Below are 12,911 nucleotides of genomic sequence, written 5' to 3' on the forward strand. Positions count from 1 at the left end.
CGTCCGTGGGTCCTGAATACTTCTCCGAGTTGATCTCCAGACTTGCTGATGGGTTCGTGGTGACCCTCCAGCTGCTCGGATGGTCGCTGCTCTTCTCGACGATCATCGGCACGGCGCTCGGCGCCATGCGGGTCTCGCCCCTCGCGCCGTTGCGAGCGTTCGGCACCGCCTACGTCAACATCTTCCGGAACACGCCGCTCGTGGTGCTCTTCCTCATCGTGGTCGTGGGCCTGCCCGGCATCGGCTTCCTGCCCAGCTTCTTCTGGCGCGCGGTGATGGCGCTGTCCCTCTACACCGCGGCCTTCGTGTGCGAGTGCGTGCGCTCGGGAGTGAACACGGTCGAAGCCGGGCAGGCCGAGGCCGCCCGATCGATCGGGATGGACTTCGGGCAGTCGCTGCGCTTCGTCGTCCTCCCCCAGGCCTTCCGCGCGGTCATCCCGCCACTGGCCAGCGTCTACATCGCCCTGACGAAGAACACCTCGGTGGCGGCCGTCTTCGGCATCACCGAGGCGACCTACCAGCTGAGCAACCTCATCCGGGACTTCCCGGGGTCTCTGTGGGTCAACTTCATCGGTATCGCACTGGGCTACATCCTCATCGTGGCGGTGATCTCGGCGATCGCCAACATGTTCGAGCGCCGAGTGGGGGTGGCGGCATGAGTACCGTCCTCTTCGACACTCCCGGCCCGCGCGCCCTCGCCCGACAGCGGATCTACACGGTCATCACAGCCGTGGTCCTGGGCGCTCTGCTGGCCGCGGCACTGTGGCAGCTGTGGACCAAGGAGATGATCACTCCCGACCAGTGGGTGGCCTTCACCGAGCCCCGGATCCTCGTGGCCCTCCTCGAGGAACTGGTCGTCGCTACCCTCGCCGGCGCTGCCGTCGCGATCGTGCTCGCCGTCGCCTTCGGGGCGGTCTTCGCCGCGGGGCGTCTCGCCGACCCGGCGTGGATCCGCCTCCCGTGCTGGGCCGTCATCGAGTTCTTCCGGGCTGTGCCACTCCTTCTGATGATCTACGTTCTGTTCTACGGGTTCGGCAGCACCCTGGGCACCTTCTGGTCGCTCGTCCTCGCCCTCATGCTCTACAACGGGTCGGTCCTCGCGGAGATCTTCCGTGCCGGGATCCAGGCCGTCCCCAAGGGGCAGAGCGAGGCCGCATATGCCATCGGGATGACGAAGTCCCAGGTCTTGGTCCAGATCCTCGCGCCCCAGGCCCTGCGCTCGATGCTGCCGGCCATCATCAGCCAGTGCGTCGTCGCGCTGAAGGACACGACCCTCGGCTTCGCCATCGGTGCATCCGGGATCGTCGACGTCGGGGAGCGGATCTACCTCGCCAGGGTGTACGACAACCCGTTTGCGGTGGGCATCGTGCTCGCCGCGGTCTTCATCGTCATCAACTACAGCCTCTCGAGGCTGGCGGTCTACCTCGAGAGCCGGATGCGTCAACAGGGCACGCAAGCCGTCCACGTGAACGAGGCGGAGGAAGCACAACCGGCCTGATCGGGTCGCTCCTGCTCCCCGTCCACCGCCGCCACTGCCCGGGCTCGTGCGGCGGCCATGGTGGTCAGCCCAGGCGCGTGTAGGTGATCTCGAGGTCGAGCTCCTCCAGCGGCGGCCCGACGAACATGCCGCGGAAGGGCGAGACGTCGTCGTAGTCCCGGCCCCGGCCGAGGATCACGTGGTTGAGCCCCACCGAGCCCGGGTTGGTCGGGTCGATCGGGCGCCAGGCGCCGTCCCAGAACTCGACCCACGCATGGTTGCGGGCGACGACGCTCGTCCCCCGCGGGATCTCCCCGGCCTCGTCGGTGACGTAGCCGCTGACGTAGCGGGACGGGATACCGATCGAGCGCAGTCCACCGAGGGTGATGTGCGCGAAGTCCTGGCAGACACCACGCCGCTGCTCCCACACCTCGGCCGCCGTCGACTGCCAGCCGGTGATGCCCGGCTCGTAGGTGAGGGCCTGGTACACCCGATCGGCCAAGGCCAGGGCCGCCGCTCGCGGCGTGGCCTCGTCGGCGACCTGCGCGGCGAGCTCGGCCACCTCTGCGGGAGGCGCGGTGCGCGGGGTCTGTGCCAGGAACTCGCTGAGCCGGTCCTGGGTGTCCGCGGAGCGCACCACCTCCCAGCCGCCGGCGTCCGACGCCTCCTCCGCGACGTCCGAGCGCTCGACGAGGCTGATGGCCTCGATCTCGAGGACGTCGTGCGGGGACTGGGCCTCCATGGCCATGACCTGGGTGCCCCAGTGGTCCTCGTAGACATTGCTCCACGTGAGGGGGCGCACGCGGATGCGCGCCTCGAGGGCCACCTGGCCCGGCTCGTCGACCGGGGTCATGCGCAGCTCGTTGTGCGAGGTGGAGACCTCGCCCTCGTAGCGCATCGTCGTGTGGTGGACGATGCGGTAGCGCCTGCTGCTCATACGATCTCTCCCGTCCACTCCTGGACCGGCGCGGACATGAAGTACCGCGCGCCGACCGCGTCCGATGCCGCCATGACGGCCTCCTGGACCTCCTGCATCCGCTCCGGCAGGTCGCGCAGGACGACCTCCGGGTTGCTGAACTCGAGGGAGGTGCGGATGTGCCCGAGGATGCGGCGGGCCTCGTCGGAGAAGCCGACCCGGTCCTTGTCCGGGGAGAGGACGATCAACCGGTCCTCGGCCTCCTTCAGCGCCGCGATGACCGAGCGTGGGAAGCGTCGGTCGAGGGTGAGGAAGGCCGCAGCCGTGCGGTCGGTGACGACCCCACGCATCGTGCGCAACATCGCCTGCTGCGCACCGCAGCTGGCCAGCACCGATCCCCAGCCCGGACCGAAGTCGCTCGCACCCGTGGCGACCAGCCGTGCGGTCATGTCCGCCCGCTCGAGCGCCCGACCGAGGACGAGGAAGTCCCAGGCGTCGTCGTGGCTCATCGTCGTGTCCGCGAGGCCTCCGACGAGCGCCGCCCGCTCGCGCACCCACCCGAGGTGGTGCTGGGTCGCCCGGCCCGGCGTGAAGACGTTCCACCGGTGGTAGGTCGTGTTGACCGTCTCCCACATCTCCGTGGACACCGTCTCGCGGGCCCGGCGGGCGTTCTCCCTGGCCGAGTGCCACGACCCGGAGATCGCGTTGGGGTTGGTCGCGTCGAAGACGAGCATCCGGCTGGTGCCGGTGTAGTCGACCTCGCCGACGTCGTCGTACCCCATGATCCCGCGCAGCACCATCGTGCAGGCCGTCTGCTCGTCGGTCGCGGGATCGTCGAGGAGCTGCAGGCGCAGCGTGTCGACGATGCGAGCGGTGCCGTCGGCCCGCTCGACGTAGCGGCCGATCCAGAAGAGGGCATCGGCGATCCGGCTGAGCATCAGCGGTCCTCCTCGGTCGAGCGGGTCTCGTTGGGTGCACCGGAGCCGAGGAAGATGACCTCGCCCTCGTCGGACTCCTGCGAGAGGCGGTTGTACCGACCCGCGAGCACCCAGGTGTCCTTGGATCCGCCACCCTGGCTGGAGTTGACGACGAGCTGCCCCTCGGGCAGGGCGACCCGGGTCAGGCCCCCGGGCAGCACCGAGACGTCGTCGCCGTCGTTGACCGCGAAGGGCCGCAGGTCCACGTGCCGCGGCTGCAGCGTCCCGTCGATGAGCGTCGGGACCGTCGAGAGCTGGACGACCGGCTGGGCGATCCATCCGCGCGGGTCGTCGAGCAGCTTGGTCCGTAGCTCGTCCAGCTCGCCGGGCGAGGCGACGGGACCGACGACCAGGCCCTTGCCGCCGGAGCCGTCGACCGGCTTGACCACCATCTCGTCCAGGCGCCCGATGACGTCCTTGAGCGCCCCGGGCTCGTTGAGCCGGTAGGTGTCGACGTTCGGGAGGATCGGCTCCTCCTCGAGGTAGTACCGCGTCAGCTCCGGGACGTAGGAGTAGACGAGCTTGTCGTCGGCCACGCCGTTGCCGATGGCATTGGCCAGGGTCACGCGCCCGGCCCGGATGGCCGAGACCAGCCCCGGGACGCCGAGCATCGAGTCGCGGCGGAAGTGCACCGGGTCGAGGAAGTCGTCGTCGATGCGGCGGTAGATCACATCGACCCGCTCCTCGCCGTGGGTCGTGCGCATGCGCACCTCTCCCCCGCGCACGACGAGGTCGCGCCCCTCGACGAGCTCGACGCCCATCATCCGCGCGAGGAGCGTGTGCTCGAAGTAGGCGCTGTTGTAGACGCCGGGGGTGAGGACGACGACCGTCGGCTCGGCCCTCCCTTCGGGTGCCGAGGCCCGCAACGCCTGGAGGAGCATCCGCGGGTAGTCGTGCACCGGGCGGATGCGCATCGTCGCGAAGGCCTCGGGGAAGACGTTGGTCATCGCCCGGCGGTTGGCGATGACGTAGGAGACCCCGGACGGGACCCGGACGTTGTCCTCGAGCACCCGGAAGGTGCCCTCCTCGTCCCGGATGAGGTCGATGCCGCTGACGTGGGCGCGCACGCCGTTCGGCGGTCGCAGTCCGGCGACGGCGCGGTGGTAGTGCGCCGAGGTCGCGATGAGCTTCCACGGGATGATGCCGTCCTCGACGGCCCTGGGCAGCCCGTGGGGGCGCGAGTAGATGTCGTCGAGGAAGGCCTCGAGCACCTTCACCCGCTGCGCGACGCCCTGCTCCACGGTCTGCCAGGCGTCGGCGTCGATGACGCGCGGCACGGCGTCCAGGGGGAAGGGACGCTCCTCGCCCGCGTGGTCGAAGGTGACGCCCTGCTCGAAGAACATCCGGGCCAGCGCATCGGCGCGTTCCTTCAGCGCCTCGGGCTCCATCAGGCGCAGGGTGTGGTGGATCGGCTTGTAGGGCGGTCGCGGCTCACCCGACTCGTCGAGCATCTCGTCCCACGCCGCACTGGGCGAGTACGTCCCGAAGAGAGAGTCCAGTGCATCAGTCACGCAGCCCACACTAACCGCGGGGGCAGCGGTGGGGTGCGGGGACGAAGGGCGTTCTCCTCGGCCCCTCTCAGGTCGGCGCGGTGACGACCTGCACGGAGGTGGCCCCGCGCAGGGTGCCAGCGCCTCGGCCTCGGTCCGCACCTGCTCCGTCTGTCGCCGCGTCAGCGGGACGAAGGGGGTGACCGTGACCGTCAGCCCGTGGCCGGCCGTGCGGGACCGCCATGTGCCGGCGATGCTCCCGTCGACGAGCACGGAGCCGGGCTCGCCGGCGCCCTTCCACACACTCCGGTGGTGCTCCGGGGCCAGGATGCTGGGGCGGTCACGCGACTGGGTGTAGGGATCGCGGGGCGGCAGCAGTCGCACCCCCTGGGGCCGGGGAGCCGACCCGAGGGCCACGGCGTCCTCGGTGAGCAGCCATGCCCGACGGCCGGTGTCGACCTCGGTCAGCTCGTCGCGGACGAGGGCCCACCAGTCCGCGGCGTCACCGGACCGCACTCCCAACCACGCGGCCAGCTCTGCACGGGTGGACGGGCCGTGGCACCGCAGGTATCGGCGGACGAGCTCCGCCCACGCCTGACCCGGTGGCACCTGCGGGACGGCACCGCCGAGCCACTCGCCAACGAGGACGAAGGGGTACGAGGTGCCCTCCCGCGGCGCGAAGCACACCACCTGCTCCAGGGTGAGGATGCGGACGCAGAAGTGGACGACGGCCTCCCCGAGCGGTTGTCCCTCGGCATACGGCCCCTCGGCCCGCCACCGCTCACGTTGTCGTGGCGCGAGGGTGGCCGCGATCCGGGCCGAGATCTCGGCCCCGAGCGCTCCGATGGGCAGGTGCCGCCCGGACAGCACCGTGACGATCTCGGCACGTGTCGCCGTGACGGCCTCGTCCAGCCCCATCCCGAGGGAGCGCAGCGCCTGCCGCACCCCGACGACGAGGTGCTCCCTGCCCCGCTCGGTAGGCGGGAGCACGCCGGTCGTGAAGACGGCCGCGTCGGCGCTCGGGACGAGGAAGGGCGCCCCACGCATCGCCCAGGTCCGCACCAGGACCTTGTCCTCGGTGATCGCCCGGTCGAGGTGCTCCGGTGTGAGCCCCTCCACCCGGGCGTGGAGGGCGAGCAGCGCCGCCCCGGGCGGGCTGTCCTGCACGCCGCACGCACCGACGACCTCGGCGAGCCGGTCCACCGGCACCCGCTCGCCCAGCCCGTGCGCCCGCATCCGACGTGCGATGACGTCCTCCACGGGCACACGATCGACCATCAGTCGCGCTGGTGCTCGGGCTGGGCGTCGAGCGCCTCGTTGATGACGAGACGGGCCACCTCCGGGCCGTACCCCTTGCGGGCGAGCATGCCGGCCAGGCGCCGCGTCTGGACGGCCCGGTCCAGGCCGTGCATCGAGCGCAGCTTCTTCTCCACCAGCTCGTGGGCGCGGGCACGCTCGTCCTCGGGATCGATCTCGTCGAGGACCGCCCGGGCGAGCTCCTCGTCGACGCCCTTCTTCCGCAGCTCGTGCGACAGGGCCCGTCGTGCCAACCCCCGACCGGCCTGCTTGGACCGCACGAACGTCTGGGCGTAGGCCTCGTCGTCGACCAGGCCGACCTCCTCGTAGCGGTCGAGGACCTCGGCCGCGACGTCGTCGGGGCATCCCTTGCGGCGCAGCGCCTTCTCCAGCTCGGAGCGCGACTTCGGCGCCCCGGTGAGCAGTCGCAGCACGACGGCGCGGGCGACCGCGTACGGGTCCGCGTCCTCGTCCGTGGCCTTCGGGTCGGGTGGGGGGATCCTCGGCGACTCGCCTGCGGGGGGCTTCGAGGCTCCGGCCGCGGGCGGCCTGCGCACCTCAGCCGGCGTGGGCTCGCCGGGTGCGTCAGCGGATCCGTCCTCGATGGCGGAGACCGCCGCGCGCAGGCCCTCGAGCGTGCGCGGGGCGGTCTCCGTGGTGTCGTGATCGCTCATGACCAGCTCAGAAGTCGACGGGGACCTCGGCCGGCTCCTTGGCCTCGTCCTCGACGGGGGCGACACCGATACCGAGCTTGTTCTTGATCTTCAGCTCGATCTCGTCGGAGAGCTGCGGGTTGTCCTTGAGGAACTTGCGCGCGTTCTCCTTGCCCTGACCCAGCTGGTCGCCCTCGTAGGTGTACCAGGCGCCGGCCTTGCGGACGAAGCCGTGCTCGACGCCCATGTCGATCAGGCCGCCCTCACGGGAGATGCCCTGGCCGTAGAGGATGTCGAACTCGGCCTGCTTGAACGGCGGCGAGACCTTGTTCTTCACGACCTTGCACCGGGTGCGGTTGCCGACCGGGTCGGTCCCGTCCTTGAGGGTCTCGATGCGCCGGACGTCCAGGCGCACCGAGGCGTAGAACTTCAGCGCCTTGCCACCCGTGGTCGTCTCGGGTGAGCCGAACATCACGCCGATCTTCTCGCGGAGCTGGTTGATGAAGATGGCCGTCGTCCCGGACGTGCTGAGCGCACCGGTGATCTTGCGCAGCGCCTGGCTCATCAGGCGGGCCTGCAGACCGACGTGGCTGTCACCCATCTCGCCCTCGATCTCGGCACGGGGCACGAGCGCGGCGACGGAGTCGACGACGATGATGTCGAGCGCACCGGAGCGGATCAGCATGTCGGCGATCTCCAGGGCCTGCTCACCGGTGTCCGGCTGGCTGACCAGGAGGGCGTCGGTGTCGACACCGAGCTTCTTCGCGTACTCGGGGTCGAGCGCGTGCTCGGCGTCGATGAAGGCCGCGATGCCGCCGGCCTTCTGCGCGTTGGCCACGGCGTGCAGGGCCACGGTCGTCTTGCCGGAGGACTCGGGACCGTAGATCTCGACGACACGACCGCGGGGCAGGCCGCCGATGCCGAGGGCGACGTCGAGGGAGATCGACCCCGTCGGGATGGTCGCGATCGGAGGGCGCACGTCATCGCCGAGGCGCATGACCGCGCCCTTGCCGTGTGCCTTCTCGATCTGCCCCATGACGCTGTCGAGGGACTTGAGCTTCTGCTCGTGGAGCTTGCTGTCGATGGTCGTGACCTCAGCCATGCCACACCTTCCTTGTCATCGTGTCGGGCGCGCCCACCGGCGACCGGATCCGCACTGTCGGACGTCTCGTGCTTGTCTGGTCAGACGCTAGGAGCCACCACCGACAACGGTCCGCAGCTGCCGTGGGGCTGTGGACACCAGTGCTGTCGGATGGGCACCTGTGGACGACGCTACCCGAACACGTGTTCGAGGTCAGCATCCGACGCGCCGACACGCCGCACTGCGTGCCCCGAGTGCCCCGATTGCCCCGAGCGCCCGATCACTCCCCCGACAGGGCCGGCCGGGCGACCGTCTCGTGACGTGGCCGACGCCGTGGCCCCTCCCCCAGGTGGGAGGCGACGAGCTCGATCTCGCGCACCCGCCACGGCGAGGAGCGGAAGGTGTCCAGCACCCGCAACCACTTCGTCGCCTCGATCGGCCTCTTGAGCCGGGCCAGGGACAGGTGCGGCACGAAGGCCTTGCCGTCCGGCGTCGCCCCGGAGACGTTCGCAGCGGCCCTCGCCCCGGTCGCCAGCCTCGCGAGCGGCTCCTCCGCCGCGGCGTCGACCCCGAGCCACAGCACCTTCGCCCGGGTCGGGTCGGGGAAGCACCCGGCTCCCCCGAGCTGCACGTCGAAGGGGGCGACCCGCGCCGCCGCCGAGTCGAGGTGCTCGACGAGCTCGTCCTCCCGGGCATCGGGCACCGAGGGCATGAAGGCCAGCGTCAGGTGCCACTGCGAGGGATCGATCCACGGCATCCCCTCCCGGGGCGCCAGGAAGTCGGCCAGCTCCTCGAGCACGGCCTGCGGCGGCACGACCGCGACGAACATCCGCTGTGGCACGGTCCCACCGTCCCACGCGAGGATGGGTCCGTGCAGACCGTCGACACTCCCGCCCTCGCCACCGCCTTCCGCGCCCTGCCCGCGACGCCCCGGGTCGTCGTCTCCGGCAACCACAGCGTGCCGTGGGAGGCCGTGCGCGTGCTCGACGAGCACGTGCAGTCCTACGTCCTCAACGTGCTCAACGGGCCCCCCGGCCTGCCCGACCGCGAGGGAGTCGTCCTCGAGACGAGCTTCGTCGGGCCCGGCCAGCGTCGACGGCCGGGCCTGAGCTACGTGCCCAGCCGCCTGTCCCTGGTCCCGGTCCTCTTCCGCGAGCGCCTGCCGGTCGACGCGGTCGTCCTGCACTGTGCACCGCCGCGCGAGGGGTACCTCTCCCTCGGTCTGGAGGTCAACATCCTGCCCGCGGCGCTCGAGGCCTGCCGCGCCCGTGGCGGTCTCGTCGTGGCCGTCGTCAACAACCGCATGCCGTACACGCACGGGGACGCCCTGGTGCCGCTCGAGGACGTCGACCTGGCCGTCGAGTGCGACGAGCCGCTCCCCTCCCCGGGTGCCCCGCCACCCCTTGGCGAGGACGCGCAGACCATCGGGCGCAGTGTCGCCGCGAGGGTCCCCGACGGCGCCACCCTGCAGATGGGGATCGGGGCCGTCCCGGACGCCGCCCTGGCCGCCTTGACGGAGCACCGCGGGCTGCGCCTGTGGACCGAGATGTTCTCCGACGGGGTGCTCGCCCTCGACGCGGCCGGCGCCCTGGACCCCGAGCATCCCTTGACCACGTCCTTCCTCTTCGGGTCGCCGGAGCTCTACGCCTGGGTCGACGACAACCCTCGCGTCAGGATGGCCCGGACCGAGCACACGAACGATCCGGGGCTCATCGCCGAGCAGCGCCTGATGACCTCGATCAACACGGCGCTGGAGGTCGACCTCTTCGGGCAGGCCAACGCCTCGCGCATCGGTGCCCGCATCCACAGCGGATTCGGGGGCCAGACGGACTTCATCGTCGGCGCCCTGCACTCCCCCGGGGGCCAGGCGATCCTGGCCCTGCGCTCCTGGCACCCCCGCGCCGACCTCTCCACGATCGTGCCGCTCGTCGACGAGCCGGTGACCTCGTTCCAGGCCAGTGCCATCGTGACCGAGCAGGGCACCGCCCCGCTCTTCGGGTCGACCGAGCGGGAGCAGGCGCGCGCGCTCATCGAGGAGGCGGCCCACCCCCGCGTCCGGGACGAGCTGTGGGAGGAGGCCGTGGCCCTGGGCCTGGCCTGACCCCCTTCGCTCAGGCCCGCAGCAGGGTCTCGATCCGTCGGGAGGTCGCCCGGATCCCGACCACACCGAGGACGAGCAGGTAGGCGACGTGCCACAGCAGCCCCCAGCCGACCTCGCCGAGCATGAGCCCGCGCTCGAGCGCGACCCCGTGGTACAGCGGCGTGGCCATGACGAGCGGCTGCGCCCAGCCCGGGTAGGTCCCCAGCGGGAAGAAGGTCGCCGAGAGCAGGAAGAGCGGCTGGATGACGAGCACGACCCAGTCGAAGTCCACCCACGAGCGCATGAAGGTCGTCGCGAACATGCCGACGGCGGAGAAGGCGAGCCCGATGAAGACCGCCGCCGGGACCGCGAGCACCGACCACCACGAGTCGACCACACCGACGGCCAGGGCCACGAGGTAGAAGACGAGCGCGTAGACCCCGCCCCGGATGAGCGACCAGACCACCTCGCCCACGGCGATGTCGCGGGGACCGAGCGGCGTCGCCAGCATGGCGTCGTAGATCTTGGCGTACTTCAGCTTGAAGAAGACGTTGAACGTCGAGTCCATGACCGCGCCGTTCATCGCGGACGCGGCGAGCATGGCCGGGGCGACGAAGGCCGCGTAGGTGACCGTCGACCCGCCGTCGGTCACGACGAAGGGGACGAGCGAGCCGACCCCGATGCCGAGCGAGAAGAGGTAGAAGACCGGCTCGGCGAAGCCGGTGACGAAGGCCGCCCACTGCCGCCGGAAGCTGACGACGTTGCGCTCGACGACCGAGCGCCACATCGCCAGGCCCGGGGTCAGCACGCCGGGAGACAGGGAGGTCACGACACCAACCTCCGCGTCATCCCCGCGTGGGCGTACACCCAGCCGACGCCGATGAAGAGCAGCAGCACCACCAGGTGCACGAGGTCGAGGACGGCGAGACCGCCCGTGGCGGCGCCCCGAATCAGCTCCACGCCGTGCCACAGCGGAGTGAGCCAGGCGAGGACCTCGAGGACGAACGGCAGCCGGTCGACGGGGAAGAAGACCCCGGAGAAGAGCATCAGCGGGGTGATGACCAACCGGTAGACGACGTTGAAGGAGGAGTCCCCCTTCGCCCGGGCGGTGAACCCGAAGAGGGGGACGGCGAAGGCGAGCGTCACGAGCAGCCCGATCGGGACGGCGAGCACCACCCAGGCCGAGGAGAAGCTGCCGAAGAGCGCGGCCACCAGGACGAAGGCGGCTGCGGCGACGGTCCCCTGGGCGGCGACGACCGTGAGGTGACCGAGCAGCAGGTCGCTGACGCGCAGGGGCGTGGCGAGCATCGAGTGGTACATCCGGTTCCACGTGAAGAGGCCGTACACCGGGTAGGTGGACTCGCTGACGGCGGTCATCATCGCCTGGACGGCCACCATGCCCGGGGCGACGAAGGCCAGGTACGGGACGCCGTCGACCCCGCCGGACGACGCGTCGACCAGGGAGCCCAGTCCGAGCCCCATCGCGAGCAGGAAGAGCAGCGGGGAGACGAAGCGGCTGAACAGCGAGCCCTGCCACGTGCGTCGGTAGACCACGAGGAAGTACGCCGCGACGGCCCCGATCCGCTCGGTCGGGCGAAGGGGGCTGCGCACCCCGTGCAGGTGCCGTGCGTCGGTCGGTGGTGCCGCGGACGAAGGGAGGGCCATCAGTCGACCAGCGTGCGTCCGGTGAGGTGGAGGAAGACGTCCTCGAGCGTCGAGCGGCGCACGATGGAGCTGATCGGGTCGATGCCCCGGGCGTGGACCGCCTCGAGCGCGCCGTCGCCGTGGTCGGTGTAGAGCAGGAGGCGGTCGGGCAGCGCCTCGACCCGCTCGCCGATGCCCTCGACGAGGTGCACCGCGTCGGTGTGGTCCGCCGGCTCGGCCAGGGGCAGGCGCAGCTCGAGGACCTCCCGGGTGGCGTGGGCCCGGATGAGCGAGCGGGGCGACCCCTCGGCGACGATCCGGCCGTGGTCCATGACGACGAGCCGGTCGCACAGCTGCTCGGCCTCGTCCATGTAGTGCGTGGTGATGATCAGCGTCACGCCGCGGCGCTTGAGGCGGAAGAGGCGGTCCCACAGCACGTGCCGCGCCTGCGGGTCGAGACCCGTCGTGGGCTCGTCCAGCAGGAGGATCTCGGGGTTGTTGACCAGGCTGCGGGCGATGGTCAGGCGGCGCTTCATGCCGCCCGAGAGCGGCTCGACGGTGTCCTTGCGGCGCTCGGTCAGCTGGGCGAAGTCGAGCAGCTCGTCGGTGCGCTCGCGGATGACCTTGCGGGACAGGCCGAAGTAGCGCCCGTACACGTGGAGGTTCTCCTCGACGGTGATCTCCTCGTCGAGGTTGTCCTGCTGGGGGCAGTTGCCCAGGCGGGCCCGGATGGCCGGCCCGTCGACGAGCGGGTCGAGGCCGAAGATCCGCAGGTCACCGCTGCTCGGCGGAGAGGTCGCGGCGACCATCTTCATCGTCGAGGACTTGCCGGCGCCGTTGGGCCCGAGGAAGCCGAAGGACTCCCCCCGGACGACCTCGACGTCGATGCCGTCGACGGCGGTGAAGTCGCCGAAGGTCTTGGTCAGGCCCCGGGCCCGCAGGAGCACCTCGGCCCGACGGCCGTCCTCCCGCGGGTCGGGGTGCGACGCAGGAGCCCGGGAACCACTCACTCGGGCCGCTCGAGGGCGATCTCGGGCGGCACCGGCACCGGCTCCCGGTCGACGCCCAGGCGCCGGTCCTCAGGGATCCCGAGGTCCTCGCACAGGTGCTCCCAGACCGTGCGCGGCGGGACCCCCGCGTCGAGCGCGGCGGCCGCGGTGCGGTCCCCGAGCGCCTGCACGACGTGGCCCCGGGCGAGCGTGTCGGCATAGGCCTGACCGAACTCGTCCGTCATGAGGGTCCAGAAGCGACTCAAACGCACCCGCACAGGCTAGTTGCTTGCGACGGTGTCGGAGGC

Annotated in this window: 12 protein-coding genes and 2 pseudogenes; 3 read left to right on the plus strand and 11 right to left on the minus strand. The window is 71.0% G+C overall.

Features of this window, described 5'->3' with window-relative positions:
* Positions 1 to 5 precede the first annotated feature (5 nt).
* Both O9K63_RS06465 and O9K63_RS06470 read left to right on the plus strand, forming a co-directional pair.
* Positions 6 to 659: an amino acid ABC transporter permease gene (locus tag O9K63_RS06465; RefSeq protein ID WP_431190367.1), complete on the plus strand. Its 654-nt coding sequence runs from the start codon at positions 6 to 8 to the stop codon at positions 657 to 659.
* Complete coding sequence (locus O9K63_RS06470) at positions 656 to 1,498, plus strand: amino acid ABC transporter permease (RefSeq protein ID WP_277241628.1); 843 nt, start codon at positions 656 to 658, stop codon at positions 1,496 to 1,498. The genes O9K63_RS06465 and O9K63_RS06470 overlap by 4 nt, the downstream gene beginning before the upstream one ends.
* 64 nt (positions 1,499 to 1,562) lie before the next feature.
* Here O9K63_RS06470 and O9K63_RS06475 read toward each other — a convergent pair whose 3' ends face one another.
* From O9K63_RS06475 to thpR, 7 genes and pseudogenes are all read right to left on the minus strand, one after another.
* Positions 1,563 to 2,414 (minus strand): transglutaminase family protein, encoded by an 852-nt coding sequence (locus O9K63_RS06475; RefSeq protein ID WP_277241629.1) that lies wholly within the window; start codon positions 2,412 to 2,414, stop codon positions 1,563 to 1,565.
* The gene (locus O9K63_RS06480) at positions 2,411 to 3,331 is read right to left on the minus strand and encodes an alpha-E domain-containing protein (protein WP_277241631.1); all 921 of its coding nucleotides are present in this window, start codon (positions 3,329 to 3,331) and stop codon (positions 2,411 to 2,413) included. Before O9K63_RS06480 ends, O9K63_RS06475 begins: the two co-directional genes overlap by 4 nt.
* Positions 3,332 to 3,429: 98 nt before the next feature.
* A pseudogene (locus tag O9K63_RS06485) lies at positions 3,430 to 4,869 on the minus strand (circularly permuted type 2 ATP-grasp protein); the annotation flags it as partial.
* Between the two features lie 186 nt (positions 4,870 to 5,055).
* A pseudogene (locus tag O9K63_RS06490) lies at positions 5,056 to 6,138 on the minus strand (winged helix DNA-binding domain-containing protein); the annotation flags it as partial.
* On the minus strand, positions 6,138 to 6,830 hold the full coding sequence (locus O9K63_RS06495) for a regulatory protein RecX (RefSeq protein WP_277241633.1): 693 nt from the start codon (positions 6,828 to 6,830) through the stop codon (positions 6,138 to 6,140). The pseudogene O9K63_RS06490 and the gene O9K63_RS06495, both read right to left, overlap by 1 nt.
* Before the next feature lie 7 nt (positions 6,831 to 6,837).
* The gene (gene recA, locus O9K63_RS06500) at positions 6,838 to 7,911 is read right to left on the minus strand and encodes a recombinase RecA (protein ID WP_277241635.1); all 1,074 of its coding nucleotides are present in this window, start codon (positions 7,909 to 7,911) and stop codon (positions 6,838 to 6,840) included.
* A gap of 259 nt (positions 7,912 to 8,170) precedes the next feature.
* Positions 8,171 to 8,731, minus strand: a complete 561-nt coding sequence (thpR, locus tag O9K63_RS06505; protein ID WP_277241637.1) for an RNA 2',3'-cyclic phosphodiesterase — start codon at positions 8,729 to 8,731, stop codon at positions 8,171 to 8,173.
* 30 nt (positions 8,732 to 8,761) lie between these two features.
* Here thpR and O9K63_RS06510 point away from each other — a divergent pair, with 30 nt between their 5' ends.
* Positions 8,762 to 9,991: an acetyl-CoA hydrolase/transferase family protein gene (locus O9K63_RS06510; protein ID WP_277241639.1), complete on the plus strand. Its 1,230-nt coding sequence runs from the start codon at positions 8,762 to 8,764 to the stop codon at positions 9,989 to 9,991.
* Positions 9,992 to 10,001: 10 nt separating this feature from the next.
* Here O9K63_RS06510 and O9K63_RS06515 read toward each other — a convergent pair whose 3' ends face one another.
* From O9K63_RS06515 to O9K63_RS06530, 4 genes are read right to left on the minus strand one after another with little or no spacing between them, the layout of a single operon-like run.
* Complete coding sequence (locus O9K63_RS06515; protein ID WP_277241641.1) at positions 10,002 to 10,799, minus strand: ABC transporter permease; 798 nt, start codon at positions 10,797 to 10,799, stop codon at positions 10,002 to 10,004.
* Positions 10,796 to 11,635: an ABC transporter permease gene (locus O9K63_RS06520; protein WP_277241643.1), complete on the minus strand. Its 840-nt coding sequence runs from the start codon at positions 11,633 to 11,635 to the stop codon at positions 10,796 to 10,798. Before O9K63_RS06520 ends, O9K63_RS06515 begins: the two co-directional genes overlap by 4 nt.
* Entirely contained in the window at positions 11,635 to 12,624 is a 990-nt protein-coding gene (locus tag O9K63_RS06525) for an ABC transporter ATP-binding protein (protein WP_431190368.1), read from the minus strand. Before O9K63_RS06525 ends, O9K63_RS06520 begins: the two co-directional genes overlap by 1 nt.
* Positions 12,621 to 12,875: a DUF3046 domain-containing protein gene (locus tag O9K63_RS06530; RefSeq protein ID WP_277241645.1), complete on the minus strand. Its 255-nt coding sequence runs from the start codon at positions 12,873 to 12,875 to the stop codon at positions 12,621 to 12,623. The genes O9K63_RS06525 and O9K63_RS06530 overlap by 4 nt, the downstream gene beginning before the upstream one ends.
* Positions 12,876 to 12,911: the final 36 nt, after the last annotated feature.

Source organism: Janibacter cremeus (genome assembly GCF_029395675.1).
GTDB classification, from domain to species: domain Bacteria; phylum Actinomycetota; class Actinomycetes; order Actinomycetales; family Dermatophilaceae; genus Janibacter; species Janibacter cremeus_A.